Annotated in this window: 13 protein-coding genes; 7 read left to right on the plus strand and 6 right to left on the minus strand. The window is 66.9% G+C overall.

What is annotated here, in order from left to right; genetic code table 11:
* Window positions 1-235: 235 nt before the first annotated feature.
* On the minus strand, window positions 236-1,123 hold the full coding sequence (locus ACOQFL_RS08190; RefSeq protein ID WP_435543494.1) for a helix-turn-helix transcriptional regulator: 888 nt from the start codon (window positions 1,121-1,123) through the stop codon (window positions 236-238).
* Window positions 1,124-1,314: 191 nt separating this feature from the next.
* Here ACOQFL_RS08190 and ACOQFL_RS08195 point away from each other — a divergent pair, with 191 nt between their 5' ends.
* The gene (locus ACOQFL_RS08195) at window positions 1,315-2,157 is read left to right on the plus strand and encodes an SDR family oxidoreductase (protein WP_435543495.1); all 843 of its coding nucleotides are present in this window, start codon (window positions 1,315-1,317) and stop codon (window positions 2,155-2,157) included.
* Here the strand turns inward: ACOQFL_RS08195 and ACOQFL_RS08200 are convergent.
* From ACOQFL_RS08200 to ACOQFL_RS08210, 3 genes are all read right to left on the minus strand, one after another.
* Window positions 2,094-2,492 carry a tyrosine-type recombinase/integrase gene (locus ACOQFL_RS08200; RefSeq protein WP_435543496.1) on the minus strand — a complete coding sequence of 133 codons (399 nt, stop codon included), beginning with the start codon at window positions 2,490-2,492 and terminating at the stop codon, window positions 2,094-2,096. The genes ACOQFL_RS08195 and ACOQFL_RS08200 overlap by 64 nt on opposite strands.
* A gap of 461 nt (window positions 2,493-2,953) precedes the next feature.
* On the minus strand, window positions 2,954-3,448 hold the full coding sequence (locus ACOQFL_RS08205; protein WP_435543497.1) for a P-loop NTPase family protein: 495 nt from the start codon (window positions 3,446-3,448) through the stop codon (window positions 2,954-2,956).
* A gap of 161 nt (window positions 3,449-3,609) precedes the next feature.
* Entirely contained in the window at window positions 3,610-4,758 is a 1,149-nt protein-coding gene (locus ACOQFL_RS08210; RefSeq protein ID WP_435543498.1) for a hypothetical protein, read from the minus strand.
* A 139-nt stretch (window positions 4,759-4,897) separates the two neighbouring features.
* Here ACOQFL_RS08210 and ACOQFL_RS08215 point away from each other — a divergent pair, with 139 nt between their 5' ends.
* On the plus strand, window positions 4,898-6,172 hold the full coding sequence (locus ACOQFL_RS08215; protein ID WP_435543499.1) for a tyrosine-type recombinase/integrase: 1,275 nt from the start codon (window positions 4,898-4,900) through the stop codon (window positions 6,170-6,172).
* 328 nt (window positions 6,173-6,500) lie between these two features.
* The gene (locus ACOQFL_RS08220; protein WP_435543500.1) at window positions 6,501-7,439 is read left to right on the plus strand and encodes an SDR family oxidoreductase; all 939 of its coding nucleotides are present in this window, start codon (window positions 6,501-6,503) and stop codon (window positions 7,437-7,439) included.
* 102 nt (window positions 7,440-7,541) lie between these two features.
* On the opposite strand, the gene ACOQFL_RS08225 is transcribed toward ACOQFL_RS08220, so the two are convergent.
* Window positions 7,542-9,074, minus strand: coding sequence for an AMP-binding protein (locus tag ACOQFL_RS08225; protein ID WP_435543501.1), 1,533 nt, complete (start codon window positions 9,072-9,074; stop codon window positions 7,542-7,544).
* A gap of 196 nt (window positions 9,075-9,270) precedes the next feature.
* Here ACOQFL_RS08225 and ACOQFL_RS08230 point away from each other — a divergent pair, with 196 nt between their 5' ends.
* The 4 genes from ACOQFL_RS08230 to ACOQFL_RS08245 all read left to right on the plus strand — a co-directional run bounded on the left by ACOQFL_RS08230 (window position 9,271) and on the right by ACOQFL_RS08245 (window position 14,017).
* Window positions 9,271-10,206, plus strand: coding sequence for a DUF389 domain-containing protein (locus ACOQFL_RS08230; RefSeq protein WP_435543828.1), 936 nt, complete (start codon window positions 9,271-9,273; stop codon window positions 10,204-10,206).
* Window positions 10,207-10,403: 197 nt separating this feature from the next.
* Window positions 10,404-11,447: an amidohydrolase family protein gene (locus ACOQFL_RS08235; protein ID WP_435543502.1), complete on the plus strand. Its 1,044-nt coding sequence runs from the start codon at window positions 10,404-10,406 to the stop codon at window positions 11,445-11,447.
* Window positions 11,440-12,675: a kynureninase gene (kynU, locus tag ACOQFL_RS08240; protein ID WP_435543503.1), complete on the plus strand. Its 1,236-nt coding sequence runs from the start codon at window positions 11,440-11,442 to the stop codon at window positions 12,673-12,675. The genes ACOQFL_RS08235 and kynU overlap by 8 nt, the downstream gene beginning before the upstream one ends.
* A gap of 487 nt (window positions 12,676-13,162) precedes the next feature.
* Window positions 13,163-14,017, plus strand: coding sequence for a CPBP family intramembrane glutamic endopeptidase (locus ACOQFL_RS08245; RefSeq protein ID WP_435543829.1), 855 nt, complete (start codon window positions 13,163-13,165; stop codon window positions 14,015-14,017).
* 35 nt (window positions 14,018-14,052) lie between these two features.
* Here the strand turns inward: ACOQFL_RS08245 and ACOQFL_RS08250 are convergent, their stop codons facing one another.
* Window positions 14,053-15,918, minus strand: coding sequence for a glycoside hydrolase family 3 protein (locus tag ACOQFL_RS08250; RefSeq protein WP_435543504.1), 1,866 nt, complete (start codon window positions 15,916-15,918; stop codon window positions 14,053-14,055).
* Window positions 15,919-16,065 lie beyond the last annotated feature (147 nt).

The raw sequence follows: 16,065 nt of genomic DNA on the forward strand, positions 1-16,065 counted from the left end.
CCCGAGCTCGTCGCGCCATCCGGCGGCAGGCAGCCGTCGGATGGCACATAGCCAGCTGGATACGCAGTTCTCGCGCGCCCGGCCGACCCCGCTGGTGGAAACCGGTCGCACGAATTGCGCCCACGGCGCCCGGCCCTCCTTTGACACCGTTCGCCAGATACGCAGTCGACTGCATGGGCTCAGCGGGCCCTGAAGACTCCGCACGGTGATCCGCAGCGGATCCGGGTACCCGTCGTTACTTGTCGGCGGGTGAGATCTCGTCGGTAGGAGTGGACTGTTCCCAGTTGGCGAGCAGTTGCACGGCCGCCTCGGACGAGCTTCCTGGCGGGGTGCTGTAGACGAACAGCGTCTGGTCTGGGTCGTCGGCGGGGGTCAGCGCCTGGTAGGTGACGGTCAGATCGCCGACCAGGGGGTGGTGGTAGTCCTTGGTGCCGGTGGTGCGCTGGTGGACCTTGTTGGCCGACCAGTGGTGGCGGAATTCCTCGCTGTGGATGGACAGCTCCCCGATCAGGTTGCTGAGGGCGGGGTCGTCGGGGTGGCGGCCGGCATCCAGGCGGAGCATGGCTGCGGTGTCGGCGGCGACGGTGGTCCAGTCGCGGTAGAGCTCGCGGGCGTGCGGGTCGAGGAAGACGAATCGCGCCTGGTTGCGCTCGGCGGCGGGCAGTGCCTCGAAGTCGGTGATCAACCGCCCGACGAGTCGGTTGTGGGCCAGGACGTCGAGGCGGCGTCCGAGGACGAAGGCCGGGCGGCAGGCCCGGTCGAGGACGTCGAGCAGGTCGAATGTGGCCCGGTGGACCTGCTGTGGCTTGGGCCGACGCTTGCGCTGGGTGCGGGACCGTTGGGCGAGGGTGTGCAGGTGGGCGCGTTCGGCGTGGTCGAGCTCCAGTGCGCTGGCCAGCGCGTCGAGGACCTCGGCCGAGGCGCTGCGGCTACGTCCCTGTTCCAGACGCGTGTAGTAGTCCACGCTGACCCCGGCCAACCGGGCGAGCTCTTCGCGTCGCAGCCCGGGTACCCGGCGGTGTCCTGCACCCGGCTCGTCGAGTCCGGCCTGCTGTGGGCTCAGCCGAGCGCGAGCTGAGCGCAGGAACTCCGCCAGCCCGGAGCTGGTGTCATCGCGACTCATGCCTGCAGTATCCCGCCTGCACAGCCAGCTCACGCCGGGCGAGGGTGGCCCCGTTTGTCCCCCGAACGACGAGGCCCTTTTCAGCGGACATTGCGCTGCTCATGGCTGGTTCAGTTGGTCATGAGGCGCAGACCGGCACGCCTGATGGCTGGTTCTGCGCCGGTTTCCGCTGACACGAGAAGGAGTTATTCATGTCGACGTGGTTGATCACTGGTGCTGGCCGTGGGTTCGGCCTGCAGATCGCGCGTGCGGCGGTGGCCGGCGGCGACTCGGTCGTAGCCGCCGCCCGGCGCCCGGAGGATCTTCCGGCTGAGTTGACGCAGTCCGAGCGTGTGCTCGGTGTTGCGCTCGACGTGACCCGCAGCGAGGACATCAGCCGGGCCGTGGACACAGCCGTCGAGTACTTCGGTGGCATCGACATGCTGGTCAACAACGCAGGCCGCGGTCTGCTTGGCGCGCTGGAGGAGATCAGTGACGCCGAAGCCCGCTCGCTGTTCGACCTCAACGTGTTCGGCCTGATCAACGTGACCCGCGCCGTGCTGCCGGTCATGCGTGCCGCCGGGCACGGCAAGATCGTCAACATCGGGTCGCGCGGGGGATTCGAGGGCGAGCCTGGGGTGAGCATGTATAACGCGTCCAAGTTCGCCGTCGCCGGGATCAGCGAGGCCCTCGCCGCGGAGATGGCGCCCTTCGGTATTCAGAGCATGGTCGTCGAACCCGGTGTGTTCCGCACCGACTTCCTCGATGCCAGTTCGTTGTCGATGCCCGCGCACCGCATCCCGGCCTACGACGGGACGCCCGCCCACGACACGCTCGACTGGAGCGGCGAGGCCAACCACACCCAGCTCGGCGACCCGGCCAAGGCAGCCGCGTTGATCTACGAGGTCACCAGCCAGCAGGACAAGCTGCCCGGCCACCTGCCCCTGGGGCGCGACGCCATCGAGCGCCAGCAGGTCAAGATCCAGGAGATTCAAGACGTCCTGGCGACGTGGCAGGAAAAGTCCATCGCCACGGCCTGCGACGACGCCAGCTGACCACGCCCAGAGCACGCTAACGGAGAACGCAGAGAGCCGCGGGAACCGGTGTCGGTGGCGGTGCGCCCGACGATGACATCGGCCGCGCCACCTTTACGGCGCACCTTCGCCCGGCGGTTGTGCAGGTCCAGCTCGTCGACGTCCACAGCCAGGATCTCCTCGGTGCGGGCAGCGGTTTCATACAACAGGCGCCACAACGTCCGCTCCCGAATCGGCAGATGTGTCCGGATCAGTAGGTTCTCGACCTCGGCTCGGCCAATCGATCGCGTGCGGTCTGGAGTACGCGGCCGCCGACGGATCCGACGGGTCGGATCGCCCGTGATCCAGCCCTGCATCCACCACCTGTCAGCGGCCGAACGCAGTGCGTCCAGCCGCGCGTTGACCGTCGCCGCCGCGCAGGCACCCCAACGTCCGGCGAACCACCGGCCGACTCAGTCGACCGTGACTCCGGTGACGCTTTCCGACCGCCCGGCCGTGAGGACGGTGTTACGGGCGGTGGCCATGGACTGTCCGCCTAGCTGTCCCGCACAGCCCCGCAGGACATCGTGGATCAACGCTGGGACGAGTCCGGTTTGTTCGAACAGCCGGTTGAGCATATGGTTTCCGGTTTCGTTTCGCTGGACGAGATGATGGGGGCGACGATTGGTTCGACGTGGAGATCCGGATTTCGATGTTCGCCCGGATCCGTGAGGCACGATGGGTGCTGGTCCACTATTACGAGTCCTCACTCGGCCCCTCTGATTACCACTCGCCGGTCTACGAAACGATTATGTCCGAGGCCGGAGCCGCACACCGTTCACACTGCGGTGAGGAACCGCCGCGTGGCCCGGTTCGACCGTAGTCGTATCACGCGGGTGGGTGCGTGCCGGCCGATCTCGGCGAGCAGGCGTGGCCGGTGCTGCCGGGGAAAGGACCACAAATAGCGCAGAAAGCCCCACGAGATGCGTTCCGGGCAGCCTTCGGCCTGCACGGCTTGCCCGTGATACCGACAGTTCCGCCACAGCACCCGCAGCAGACACACCCGGCGAGGCCGGTCGAGGACGATGACCGTGTCGGCCCGACTCAACCGGATGTCGAGCGTGGACCAGTAGTTGCCGTCAGCGATCCAGACCTGCCCGGCCAGCGCCTGTTCCTGCCGCCGACGCCAACACTGGCGATCGGGACGGCGCCAGCCGGGACGCCAGTAGAACTCGTCGAGGCTGACCACAGGAATCCCCGTTCGACGCCCGAGCTCACGAGCGAACGTCGTTTTCCCCGCCCCACCACTCCCGACGACCGCGATCCGGCGCATATCTCGCCAGGCTAGCGCCCTACGGGCTCAGTACGCATCGGCGCATACCAACCACGATCGAGCAGGCCCCAACCTGTTGCCTCGCTCAGGAACCGGAAAGCTGCGCTTTTACGGATGCCGTGCTCGCTGCCTGTGATAAGCGACTGGAACGCCCGGAGTGCTCATGGTGGGCCCTCGGACGGAGGTGTGCCGGCGCCCTCGGGGGCTGGGGGTTGCTCGGCCGGGTCGTGGAGCAGGGCCGCGAGCAGGCGATGCCGGAGGTGCTCATCGCTCTCGTGCGGCTCGAGCAGGATCTCGTGCAGGTTCCGTAGCCGAGTCCTGACCTGGGTCAGCTCGGTGGTGACGGCCTCGGCGTTGGCCCGTGCGGTGGCGGCGTCGGCAGCGGTGTCGGTGGCTCGCTGGTGGGCCTGGGCGAGTTGTGATTCGACCTGTTCGGCACGGGTCTCGGCGTTCTCGGCACGGGACTGGGCCTGATCGAGGTGGTTTTGAGCCTGGTCGACGCGGGTCTCGGCGTTCTGGGCCGCGGCCTGGGCGGTGTCGCGGGCGTGCCGGAGGTCCGCCTCGGTGGCCTCGTGCGTTCGACGTTCGGACTCCAACGTGGACCGCAACGCGTCGCGTTCGGCCTCCAGCGCGGCGATGCGCTCGCGAGCCTGGGTCAGCTCGGTGGTCGCGGTCGCGGCGCGCTCCTCGGCTGCGGTGGCGCGGTCGGTGGCGGTCGCCGCGGCGGCTTCGTGTGCCGCGGCCCGGGTTTCGGCTTGGTGCTGTGCGTCGGTGGCGGCGGCTCGCTCCGACCGGGCCTGTTCCGCATCGGCACGGGCTTGCTCGGCTTCGGCGCGGGCTTCGGCCGCGGCGGCTTCGGCTTCGGATTGAGCCTGCTCGGCGAGTGCTTGGGCCTGTTCCGCCTCGACGCGAGTGTTCTCCGCGGTCCGGGCGGTCTCGCGAGCCTCGGCGGCTTCCGCACGGGCGCTGGTGGTGGTGGCCGCGGCGGTGGTCAGTTCCTCGGTGACCTGGCCGCGTACCTGTTCCAGGGCAGTGTGCAGCTCGGACAGTGGAGCGGCCACGGCCTCGGCGGCTCGGGTGAAGTCGCCGGCTGCGCTGTCCAACGTGGCCCCGGGGGCATCGCCGAAAGCCTCGTGCAGGGCGGATTGGGCGGCGGCGAGTTGCTTGCAGGTCTTTCCGCCGGGCCAGGTGCGGTCCGGGCAGTACTCCGGCGGGCGGCCACCCCTGGGCCCGGCGGGAGGCAGTGGGGCGCGGCAAGCGGCCAGCTTGCACCGGCCCTGGGGTGCTGGGTCGTCAGTGGCGGGTTCCATGATCCACAGTCTAGTTTTGGTTTATATATATTGCAACTCTAGTTTCGAGTTTTGATATATATAACTACCTTTGCTACGAAAGTGTTGTTTTGTTGCTAACCTCGATGGAACATGCCGCGCGAGGATTCGAAAGGTGAAAATGACTAAGGACAGCCCCCTGGAGCGGGCCGCGTCGAGGACACCGAAAACTGGGCACCCCCCTGAGCCGTGGCCCGGCGCCGAACAACCGGTCCGACTGCTGGCCGCCATCGCCGACTGGCTGGCCGGCTACGGCAACCCCGCCACCCGTCGCACCTACGCCACCGGACTCGGTCTGCCCGCCGGAGCAGAGGAATTGGCCGACTGGGCCGCCACGGAATCAGGACCACCCGGTTGGGGCGCCACGGTGGATGCCTACGCCGCCGTCCTCGGCCTCGACCCGCGAACACCGACCCCGCAGGCGGCCACCCGGCGACCCCCGCCCGCGGCCCCGGGGAAGCTGCGCGAGCTGCACTGGCTGCGGTGGTGCGCCGCCCACCGGATCGATCCGCTGGCCGCCCACAGCGCCCACGTCAAAGCCTGGCTGGACGAACTGGCCACCGCCGAAGCAGCTCGCACCACCCGCGAACGCATGCTCGCCACCCTCAAAGCTCTCTACGCCCACCTCGCCGAGAGCGGTTTGACCAGCGGAAACCCGGCCGCACTCAACCGTCGTCGCCTCGGGCTGTCCGGAAACCGCGAGCCCGGCCACGCGCTGAACCTCACCGTGGAGCAGGTGCGCGCCCTCTACACCGCCGCGGCCACCCCCCGACGTGGCGCCTCGCCACAGGACACCGCCCGCGCCACCACCGTGGTCGCCCTGCTGACCCTGGGGCTGCGCGTCAGCGAAATGTGCGCCCTCAACCGTTCCGACCTGCACACCACACGCGGCCGCCGCGCACTGCGCGTGCCAGGTAAAGGCGACAAACCCCGTATCGTCTACCTACCCGAGAGCGTCGAGACCGCCCTGACCGACTACCTGCACACCCGCGATTCCAGCCGGCAGAGCAACCGCCCCACCCACCGTGGTCAGACCAGCTCCGGCCCCCAACCCCTGATCAGCACTCGTGGCGGTCGCCGGTGCAGTCGTCAGGGGCTGTGGCAGCTGCTGCGCAGACTGGCGGCCACCAGCCCCGAACTGCACGACATCGCCGAAGCACTCCATCCCCATGCGCTGCGCCACTTTTACGTCACCACCGCCGTCGAAGCGGGCGCCGCCCTCGCCGATGTCCAGGCCGACCTCGGCCACACCAGCATCGCCACCACCCAGAGCGTCTACAACCACGCGGCCCGCCACCCCGAACGCAGCGCCGCCGATCTCGTCGCCACCACGCTGCGATCGTCCACCGAGGTCACAGACCCTACGACGGAACCGGACGAGGACGAAGGGGACTGACGAATGAAGGTGACCACTCATGGGAAAATAATGTCACGGTGACGAATATCCATCACGACTGTGACTGCTACTGGTCTTGCTTCCCTGGCCCGGGGCAGACTCCGCAGACCTGAGCCGCAAAGCAGTGGGAAGTCGGTGGCAACCGGGCCTTGGTGGAGCTTTGATCCCGTCGCAGGGTGCGGGAGACTGTATAGAGCTCGGTGAGGTCGGCGATAGCGAGAGGGGCGTGCACCGATCGGGCGAGTCGGTCGAGGTTGTAGGGGTGAGGGGTCCGTCAACCACACGAAACTCGAGGGGATTGTCGTGGGTGTTTGGTAGTTCATGGACCATGAACTTTCCCCTGGCAGGACATGTTGCCCTTGTTGCCGGCGGCACCCGCGGTGGTGGCCGTGGTATCGCGACCGAACTCGGTGCCGCCGGCGCCACGGTATACGTCACCGGCCGCAGCACCCGTGCCGCCAAATCCGATCTGGACCGTCCCGAAACGATCGAGGACACCGCCGAGCACGTCACCGGCGCCGGCGGCACCGGTATCGCTGTACAGTGCGACCACGCGGATACCCACCAGGTGAAGAACCTGATCAACCGCATCACCACCGAACAGAATGGTCGCCTGGATATCCTGGTCAACGATGTGTGGGGCGGTGACGCACTGGTGCATTGGGCACCACTGTGGCAGCATCCGCTCGAAGATGGCCTGGCCCTACTGCGTCGCGCGGTCGACACGCACCTGATCACCAGTCACTTCGCGCTGCCGCTGATGACCGCCGGCCGCGCCGGCCTGGTCGTCGAGGTCACCGACGGCGACGAAGCCACCAACGCGCTGTTTCCTGACGGATACCGCGGCAGCCCGTTTTTCGACCTCGCCAAAACAAGCGTGATCCGACTGGCACGCATCCAGGCCGCGGAACTGCGCAAGCACGGTGTCGCCGCTGTCTCGCTGACCCCCGGTTTCCTACGCTCAGAAGCCGTGCTCGAGCACTTCGGCGTTACCGAGCACACCTGGCGGGACGGGATCGAAAAGGACCCGAATTTCGCCTATTCGGAAACACCGGCCTTCCTCGGCCGCGCCGTGGTCGCCCTCGCCACCGACCCCGACGTGTTGTCCAAGACCGGGCAGTCACTGGCAACGTGGAATTTGGCGGAAGAATACGGCTTCACCGACACGGACGGCAGCCGACCACATTGGGGGCGCTACTTCCGCCACACACTCGCACCCCAACTCGACACCATCCTCGGCGAACTCACCCAAGACCCTGCTCAGTGAACGATCACCTACCGGAACAGAGGTTCAGAGTTCGTCATTGGGGTCGCGCAACGGGCGGAGCTCGCCTGGTGGGCCACTGGTGAAGGCGTAATCTCGGAGGCGTTATTCCTCCGTCCAGTACGGAGCGCGCAGCTTGAATTTCTGGAGCTTACCGGTGGCTGTGCGCGAGAGTTCGTCGCGGAACTCGACCGATGTGGGGGCTTTGTAACCCGCGGCCCGCTGCTTGCACCAGGCGATCAGTTCGCTTTCGGTCGGTTCCTCGACACCGGGGGCCAGCACCACGAGTGCCTTGATGGTCTCGCCCCACTTGTCGCTGGGCACACCGATGACGGCGACTTCCGAGACTGCTGGGTGGGAGAAGAGAACGTCCTCCACCTCGATCGAGGAGACGTTCTCGCCCCCGGTGATGATGACGTCCTTCTTGCGGTCGCTGATCGTGAGATAACCGTCCTCACCGATGGTGCCGCCGTCACCGGTGTGGAACCAACCGTCCCGCAGCACGGCGGCGGTCTCCTCGGGCTGTTGCCAATAGCTGTCGAGCACGACATTGGAGCGGGCCAGAACCTCGCCTTCGTTGCCCTCCTCGGTGGAAACCCCCAGACGTACCCCCAGCGCGGGAGCACCGGCCCTGACGAGCTTGGCGGCCCGGTCCTCGGTGGCGAGATCGTCCCACTCGGAACGGGAACGGTTGATGGTCAGCAGCGGAGACGTCTCGGTGAGCCCGTAGATCTGGACGAACTCCCACCCCAGCTCCTCCTCCACCCGCGCGACCGTCTTGGTGGGAGGCGGTGCACCGGCCACGATGATCCGAACGCTGCCGCGGCCGGGAATCTCCCCCTCCCAGTCGCGAGCCGCGTCGAGTACGGCCGCGACGACGGCCGGGGCGGCGCACATGACGGTGACCCCGTGGTCACGGACACGACGCAGAATCTCGGCTCCGTCCACCTTTCGCAGCACGACCTGCTTGATGCCGAGTCCGGTGGTGGCGAACGGCATTCCCCACCCGTTGGCGTGGAACATCGGCAGGGTGTGCAGGTAGACGTCGCGGTCGGTCAAGCCCGCGTGCAGACCGAACGTCAGCGCGTTGACCCAGATGTTGCGGTGGGTGATCTGAACGCCCTTCGGGCGAGCCGTCGTGCCGGAGGTGTAGTTGATACAGGCGGTGGCGTTCTCGTCCGGCTGCCACGCGCGCGGTTCGGCACCGGCGGGTGCGTACAGCTCCTCGTCCTGGCCGAGCGTGTAGCGGTGCTCGGCCGTCACCTCCCCGAGCTCCTCCTCGAGAGCCGGGTCCACGTACAGCGCCCGCGCGCCGGAGTGCTCGACGATGTAGCGCACCTCGTCGGGACGCAACCGGAAATTGATGGGGACAAGCACCCGCCCCGTTCCGGCCACGCCGAAGAAGGAGGTGAGCAGCCGCGCACTGTTGTGGCTGACAACGGCCACCCGCTCGCCCACGCCGATGCCGAGTTCATCGAGGTGGGCGGCCTGCCGGGCCGCAAGGCCCGCGAATTCGCGATAGGTCAGCTCACCGAGGGACGGTGCAGGCTGGTCGGGTTCGTCGACGACACCGACGCGGTCCGCGTAGACCTGCGCGGCACGATCGACGAAGTCGGAGACGCTGAACGGAACGAACACGGGGCCTCCAGAACACGGTATCCCGCAACTGTACGAGTCGTGGCGCCGCATCTTATACGAAACGTTTGGTTCCATCCACAGCTTGTCGACGCGAGTCGGCGAGACCGTCGAGAACGGCCCCCGGATCGCAACGTTGCGCACTCGAACCGCCGTGCCGGTCGGTGCGAAGCACCACGACAACGGCCAGACTGGGCCAATGCTGCACCTGCGCGTGGTGTGCCCGTCCGAGCACACCGACTCGGTGATCGACCTGCTGGGCACCGACTCGGGCATCGCGCATCTGATCGTCGTCCGCGACGTGGCCGTCCACCCCGCCGGCGATCTGATCGAGGCAGCGATCGTCCGGGAAAACGCCGAACACGTGCTCGACCAGCTCACCGCACTCGGGGTGAACCGCAGCGGTGAGATCAGCCTGCACAACATCGACACCATGCTGTCCCGCACCGCCGACACCGTTGAGGCCACCACGCCCGGACAACCCGCCGACGCCGTGATCTGGGAGGAACTGGTGGCGACCACCGGTGAGGAGTCCCGACTCAACGGCATCTTCCTGGCGTTTCTCACGCTGGCCTGCCTGCTGGCCGCGGTCGGTGTGCTCACCGACTCGGCCATCACCATCGTCGGCGCCATGGTCGTCAGTCCCGACTTCGGTCCGCTGGCCGCACTCGCCGTGGCCGCCATCGGTAAGCGTCGCGAGCTGGCAACCCGAGCGGGCGTCGCGCTCGGCGTCGGCTATCCTGTCGCGATCCTCGTCACCGTCGTGCTGGCCGTCCTGGGACGTGTGGCCGGTATTTTCGACGCAGGCGAGCTCGGCAGACTACACACGGCATCCTTCATCTACCACATCGGGCCCTATTCGATCGTCATCGCACTGCTGGCCGGGGCCGCGGGCATGCTCGCGTTGACATCCGAGAAATCCGGCACCCTCATCGGGGTGTTCATCTCCGTGACCACCGTGCCCGCCGCCGGTTTCGCCGCGCTCGCCGCCGTCGCAGGCCACTGGGCCCACTGTGGCGAGGCCGTACTGCAGCTGCTGATCAACCTGGGCGGTATCACCGCCGCGGGCGTACTCACCCTGCTCGTCCGCCGACGTCGGGTACTCCCCGAGACCACTCGAAACGCCCTCCGATAGGAAACGCCCACCGGCTGCGGAACTTTCTCACCACGGGAGAGGATTTCTCGGGCCTGAAACTGTCGGAATCGCCCCTGCCCGACGTACCCTTGCCGAGTCCGTCAGCGAAACGTCGAACACGACAACCCCACCGAAAAAGGCATTCCAACCGGATTGCCGGAACGTGTGATCCGCGACGAGCACGAGACCGGAGGTACATGACCGAGCACCGCTGGCTGCTCGCCGATTCCGCCTGGTGGGGCCAAGACACGTGGTGGGGTCGGTGCGCGCTGCCGTTGTGCGGCGACCTCCCGGCCGGCCCACCACGTGCGAGGGAACAGGTGCCGGAAGCGGCGCTGGAAACGTATCTTCCCGGGACGTTGCTGCCGGGACTTCACGACTCGCACGTGCACTCCGGCCTGGTCGAGCTACGCAAAGTACGAGCGGGCGGAATCGCGCGAGTCGACGACCTCGGCAGCAGCCCGACCCGGATCGCCGAACTGATCGCCCACGACGACCCTTCCCTACCTGTCTGCCGGTTCGCCGGGGCGATGCTCACCGCACCCGGCGGCTATCCGAGCACAAGGGAGTGGGCACAGCCGGATCTCTACCGCCAGGTGACTTCCGGAAGCGACGCACGCCGCGCCGTGGCCGAACAACGGGACCTCGGTGCGAGCTCGATCAAAATCACCCTGCACACTCGCGCCGGTCCGGTGCTGGGGGACGACGTGTTGCGGGTGATCGTGGACACCGCCCACGACTACGGCCTCGAGGTCGTCGCGCACGCGGAAGGCGCCGAGACGTTCTCGACGGTGTTGTCGCACGGTGTAGACCGACTCGCCCACGTTCCCTGGACCGAGCGGATAGACGAGGCAACCCTGGCCGCAGCTCGCGACATGACCTGGATCAGCACACTGGACATTCACGGTCACGGCCGCCCCACGGCGGAACTCGAGTGCGCACAGGACAACCTACGCCGTTTCCGAGAGCACGGTGGCACGGTGCGCTACGGAACCGACCTGGGAAACGGCCCGTTGCCACTCGGGGTGAACGCTCGCGAAGTCACGGCGATGCAACAAGCCGGCATGTCGGTCGACGACGTACTGCTGGCCATGACCGATCCGGACCTGTGCGCACCACCGTGCGTCGTTCCCGGCGGCCTGGATGCCGACCCGGCCGGTCTGGCCGCGGCGCTGGCGACGGCGCGGGTGGTGCCAGCCCCAGTCGAAGACGAGCCCGGGAAGGATCGCGCTCATGACTGACCGGACGGATTTCGCGACCAAAGCACGCGAACTCGACGACACCGACCCCCTCGGTGACTATCCGGACCGCTTCCTGCCGACCGACGACGACATCGTGGCCTATTTCGACGGGAACTCGCTGGGTCGTCCTCCCGCCGTCACAGCCGAGCGCATGGAGCACTTCGTCCGTCACCAGTGGCGAGCACGACTGATCCGGGGATGGGACGACGAGTGGCTCGACTGGCCCACCGCTGTCGGAGACAGACTCGGCGAAGCTGTGCTGGGGGCAGCACCCGGGCAACTCGTGGTGGCCGACTCGACGACCGTGCTGCTGTACAAACTGGCGCGAGCCGCGCTGCACACCCGCCCCGAGCGTGGGGAGATCCTGCTGGACACCGACAACTTTCCCACCGACCGCTACGTCGTCGAAGGCATCGCCGACGAACACGGTCTGACCCTGCGGTGGATCGAAACCGATCCGACCGCGGGGATCACGTCGGAACAGGTCGCGAACGCGATCGGTCCGAACACGGCACTGGTCGTGTTCAGCCACGTGGCCTACCGCTCGGGCTACCTCGCCGATGCCGCGGCCATAACGCGGCTCGCGCACGAAGCAGGCGCGCTCGCGCTCTGGGATCTGAGTCACTCGGCGGGGGCGGTGCCCGTCGAACTCGACGACTGGGACGTGGATTTCGCCGTCGGCTGCGGCTACAAGTACCTCAACGGCGGTCCCGGTGCACCGGCTTTCGCGTACGTCAACGGTCGCCACCAGCACAACCTCCGCCAACCCATCCAGGGGTGGATGGGGCACCGCTCCCCCTTCACGATGGGCCCCGGCCACGAGCCGGCCCCGGGCATACGGAGTGTGCTCAGCGGCACACCCCCCATACTGGGGATGGTGCCACTGCTGGCCGGGGTGGAGCTGCTCGAACAGGCGGGTACCGAGGCGATACGCGCGAAGTCTCTGCTGCTGAGCGACTTCGCGCTGGAGCTCGCCGATGTCTGGTTGCCCCCGCTGGGAGTACGGGTCGCTTCCCCACGCGAGCACCATCGACGGGGCGGACACGTCACGCTGTGCCGCGCCGACTTCGAGGTGGTCACCGAAGAGTTGCGTCGGCGCGGCGTCGTGCCCGACTTTCGCGCCCCGGACGGGATCCGCATCGGACTGTCACCGTTGAGCACCCGATTCACCGAGGTGTACGCGGGTATGGCCACGCTCGCCGAGGTCGCCGCGCAACGGCACGGATGAACCGTGCCGCCGCGAGATGAGTGATTTCGGGACAGCTCCCGGCACAACCGGCTCGGCAGCACGGGAAGTCCCGTATGGCGGTACGGCCGAGAAACGACGGTTCGGGTCCCGGGCCCACTGCTCTCCGCGAGGAGGCAGGATCAGTTACTGAACGGCCTTCGGGTTGTGTGGCCGAACAGCCCCACGGCATCCCGCATTGCTCCTACGCTCAACGTCACGACACACGGCGAACTTTCCCCGTGGCGCGAAGAGGCGACGTGGAACGGTCGTATCACGGCTGCGGAGGCCCGAGCAGTACTCGGCCTCGTCGCGTAAAGCTGGGGAGGGTTCCGCGGTACACGACGATGCTTCGCCGCGCCGGGGGAAGTTCTCGATCCGAACGAAGGGACATCACGGTATGCACCCGCCGAGGGGGGATTCCGACACCGCCGACGACGATGGCGCACGAACTCCATCGACCACGAGAAAAGCAGCACGAGCGTTGACGGTGTGCGGACTCGCCGTGCTGGTGGCCGCCCCGCTGTGGCTGCTGCTCACCGGGCATACCAGCTTTCGAGGCTCAGCGGATGAGGGTGCGCCTCCCATGACGCTGTGGCAGGCGATGCTGCCGCCGTTGGTCGGGATCGCGTTGACGCGGATGGTGCCACTCGGCCTCACCGAAACCGATCCGTTCTCGCGGTCGCCACGGGCACTGGTGTTCCGGGAGATGTGGGTGATCCTGGTAGCGGCACTCGCGTTTCCCACCGTGATAGCCGTACTGCCTGCCGGGGCCTCCCGCGGAGTGGGGTACGCGGCACTGAAAGTACTGCTGTTCCTCGTGGTGCCGCTTGTCGCCTTCCGGCTGCTCCGCGGGGAAGAGCAGCCCACCGCAGCGATCCCGTTTCGGGTGCCCCGGTTACGTTGGCTGGCTCCGTTGCCTGCCGTCCTGGCATGGTTCTACCTGTCACGGATCGGTCCACTGGCTCCACCGCCCTATCCGGCGGCAGCTCTTCCGGATCCGGTGACTCTGGCGGTGGTATCGCTGGTGACACTGCTTACCGCCGGTGTTCTCGAAGAGGTCTTCTACCGTGGTTTCCTGCAAACCCGGCTGGAAAGCCTGCTCGGGCGCTGGCTCGCGATCATGGTCTCGTCGCTGCTGTTCGCGGCGATGCATCTGCCCACCCATCTGCACTCCGGCTCGGTGGTCACCGGTCTGGCCACAGTGCTGGTGTTCCAGGGATTGTTCGGGGTGTTCTGTGGCTATCTGTGGTCCCGCTACCGCAACATCTGGATCGTCATCGCGGTTCACATTGTTGTGAATCTCGCCTATGTGGATCTGCTGCTCGGTTGGCTCGGTCGCTGAGTGACACCGGGAAAAGCCGGGTCGATCACGGACTGCTAGTCGCGATAGCTGAGCCCGTAGCCGTAGGGATACAGCGGATCTTTACCGTCTCCCTGGTTGATCGGTTGCTGCTCGAACGAACGCATCCAGCTCATTGGAAGCTTGCCCGTGGGGTTGTACTCCCCGAACAGCACGTCGGCCACACCACCGCCCTGGGTTCCGGGAAGCCAGGAGGCCAGCAGCGCGTCCCAGTTGCCGACCTCGGACGCGATGTCCATGGGGCGCCCCGATGCGAGCACGACGATCACGGGCACGCCAGCGGAACGCAGCTTGGCGATGGTACTCAGATCCTCCTGGGAGAGTTCGAGCCCGTTGGGTCGGTCACCCTGGTACTCGGCGTAGGGTTTCTCCCCCACGACCGCGATGGCCGCGTCGTAACTGCCATTTATTCCGTCACCGTGACGGTTGTAGGTCACCGAGGAGCCCGAGACCTCGCGAATCCCTTCCAGGATCGTGGTGCCCTCGGTGATGTCACCGCTGGATCCCTGCCAGGAGATCGTCCAACCACCACTCTGGTTCCCGATGTCGTCGGCATTGGAACCGGCCACGAACAGCTTGTCCGTACCCGAGGACAACGGCAGCACACCCTCGTTCTTGAGCAGCACCTGCGATTCGCGGACCGCCTGACGTGCCAGTTCACGGTGCTCGGTGCTTCCCACCGTGGAGAGCAGATCACGCTGGGCGTACGGGTGCTCGAACAACCGGAGCTCGAACTTCTTGGTCAGCACACGACGGGTGGCATCGTTGATGCGCCGCATCGAAATGCGGCCGGAGTCCACTTCCTGCCGCAGGTGATTCAGGAACTTTTCGTGGTCCTTGGACAGCATGATCATGTCCAGGCCCGCGTTCACGGAACGACGCACCTCGGCGGCCGTGAGTGTGCTGTCGTTGCCGTCGAGCTGGTGAATCGCGTTGTAATCGGACAGCACGATACCGTCGAAACCGAGTTCACCCTTGAGCACATCATTGATCAGATACTCGTGCTCGTGCAGCTTGTCGCCGTTCCAGCTGCTGTAGGAAACCATCACCGATCCCACATCGCGTTCGATGGCTTCGCGGAACGGCTGGAGGTGGATCCGGCGTAGTTCCTGCTCGCTGAGCTGGGTGTTTCCCTGGTCGATCCCACCGGTCGTTCCGCCGTCACCCACGTAGTGCTTGGCGGTGGCCATGATCGAAGTGGGATCCCCGCCCAGAGTAGGCCCCTGGTAGCCGGTGATCTCGCTGCTCATCGCAGTGGCCAGTTCCGGGGTCTCCCCGAAGGACTCGTAGGTCCTGCCCCAGCGGTCGTCCCGGGCTACGCACAGGCACGGTGAGAACGTCCAGTCAATGCCCGTGGCCGCTACCTCTTCGGCGGTCGCGGCGCCGATACGTCGTACCAGCTCGGGGTTGCGTGTGGCGCCGAGACCGATGTTGTGCGGAAAGATCGTGGCTCCCCGCACATTGTTGTGCCCGTGCACGGCATCGACGCCGTACAGAATCGGAATCCCCAGCGGAGTGTCGAGCGCGGCATTCTGATACCGGTCGTACATGTCGGCCCAGGCCTCGGGCGTGTTGGGACTCGGCGCGGAGCCGCCCCCACTGAGCACGGAACCGATCCGGAGTTCGGCGACCTCGGCGGGACTGGCGGCCTCCCGCGTAATCTGAACCATTTGTCCCAGTTTGTCCTGTAAGGACATATGCGACATCAGCTCGTCCACCCGCTCCGTCATGGACGGCCGCGGATGGTGCCGGTGATGTTCGTGGTGATGCGTGGTGTGCGCCGCGGCGGGGGCAAGTGCGCCGGTCAGTAGCGTGACCACGGCCATGCCCGCCACGGCGGGCAGCGATCGCCGGAATCGGCGACCGGTCGCTCGATGCGACATGAAGGCTCCTCACAGGAACGTGAACGATGCAGTTCGTACGCTCGTAGCATGCTTGTGAGCGCTCCCGATACCAATCGGCCGCTCGTCGGCATCGGCACTGCTCCACCCGGAGTCGTTTCCGACCTGTCCCGCGGTCCGGTTACCGTA

The sequence above is a fragment of the Actinopolyspora sabaoui genome (assembly GCF_051225635.1).
GTDB lineage: Bacteria > Actinomycetota > Actinomycetes > Mycobacteriales > Pseudonocardiaceae > Actinopolyspora.

Excerpts from the sequence above, each read along its gene's own strand:
- ACOQFL_RS08190 (WP_435543494.1), bottom strand. The coding sequence starts at position 1,123 with ATGAGTCGCGATGACACCAGCTCCGGGCTGGCGGAGTTCCTGCGCTCA.
- ACOQFL_RS08195 (WP_435543495.1), top strand. The coding sequence starts at position 1,315 with ATGTCGACGTGGTTGATCACTGGTGCTGGCCGTGGGTTCGGCCTGCAG.
- ACOQFL_RS08200 (WP_435543496.1), bottom strand. The coding sequence starts at position 2,492 with ATGCAGGGCTGGATCACGGGCGATCCGACCCGTCGGATCCGTCGGCGG.
- ACOQFL_RS08205 (WP_435543497.1), bottom strand. The coding sequence starts at position 3,448 with ATGCGCCGGATCGCGGTCGTCGGGAGTGGTGGGGCGGGGAAAACGACG.
- ACOQFL_RS08210 (WP_435543498.1), bottom strand. The coding sequence starts at position 4,758 with ATGGAACCCGCCACTGACGACCCAGCACCCCAGGGCCGGTGCAAGCTG.
- ACOQFL_RS08215 (WP_435543499.1), top strand. The coding sequence starts at position 4,898 with ATGACTAAGGACAGCCCCCTGGAGCGGGCCGCGTCGAGGACACCGAAA.
- ACOQFL_RS08220 (WP_435543500.1), top strand. The coding sequence starts at position 6,501 with ATGAACTTTCCCCTGGCAGGACATGTTGCCCTTGTTGCCGGCGGCACC.
- ACOQFL_RS08230 (WP_435543828.1), top strand. The coding sequence starts at position 9,271 with ATGCTGCACCTGCGCGTGGTGTGCCCGTCCGAGCACACCGACTCGGTG.
- ACOQFL_RS08235 (WP_435543502.1), top strand. The coding sequence starts at position 10,404 with ATGACCGAGCACCGCTGGCTGCTCGCCGATTCCGCCTGGTGGGGCCAA.
- kynU (WP_435543503.1), top strand. The coding sequence starts at position 11,440 with ATGACTGACCGGACGGATTTCGCGACCAAAGCACGCGAACTCGACGAC.
- ACOQFL_RS08250 (WP_435543504.1), bottom strand. The coding sequence starts at position 15,918 with ATGTCGCATCGAGCGACCGGTCGCCGATTCCGGCGATCGCTGCCCGCC.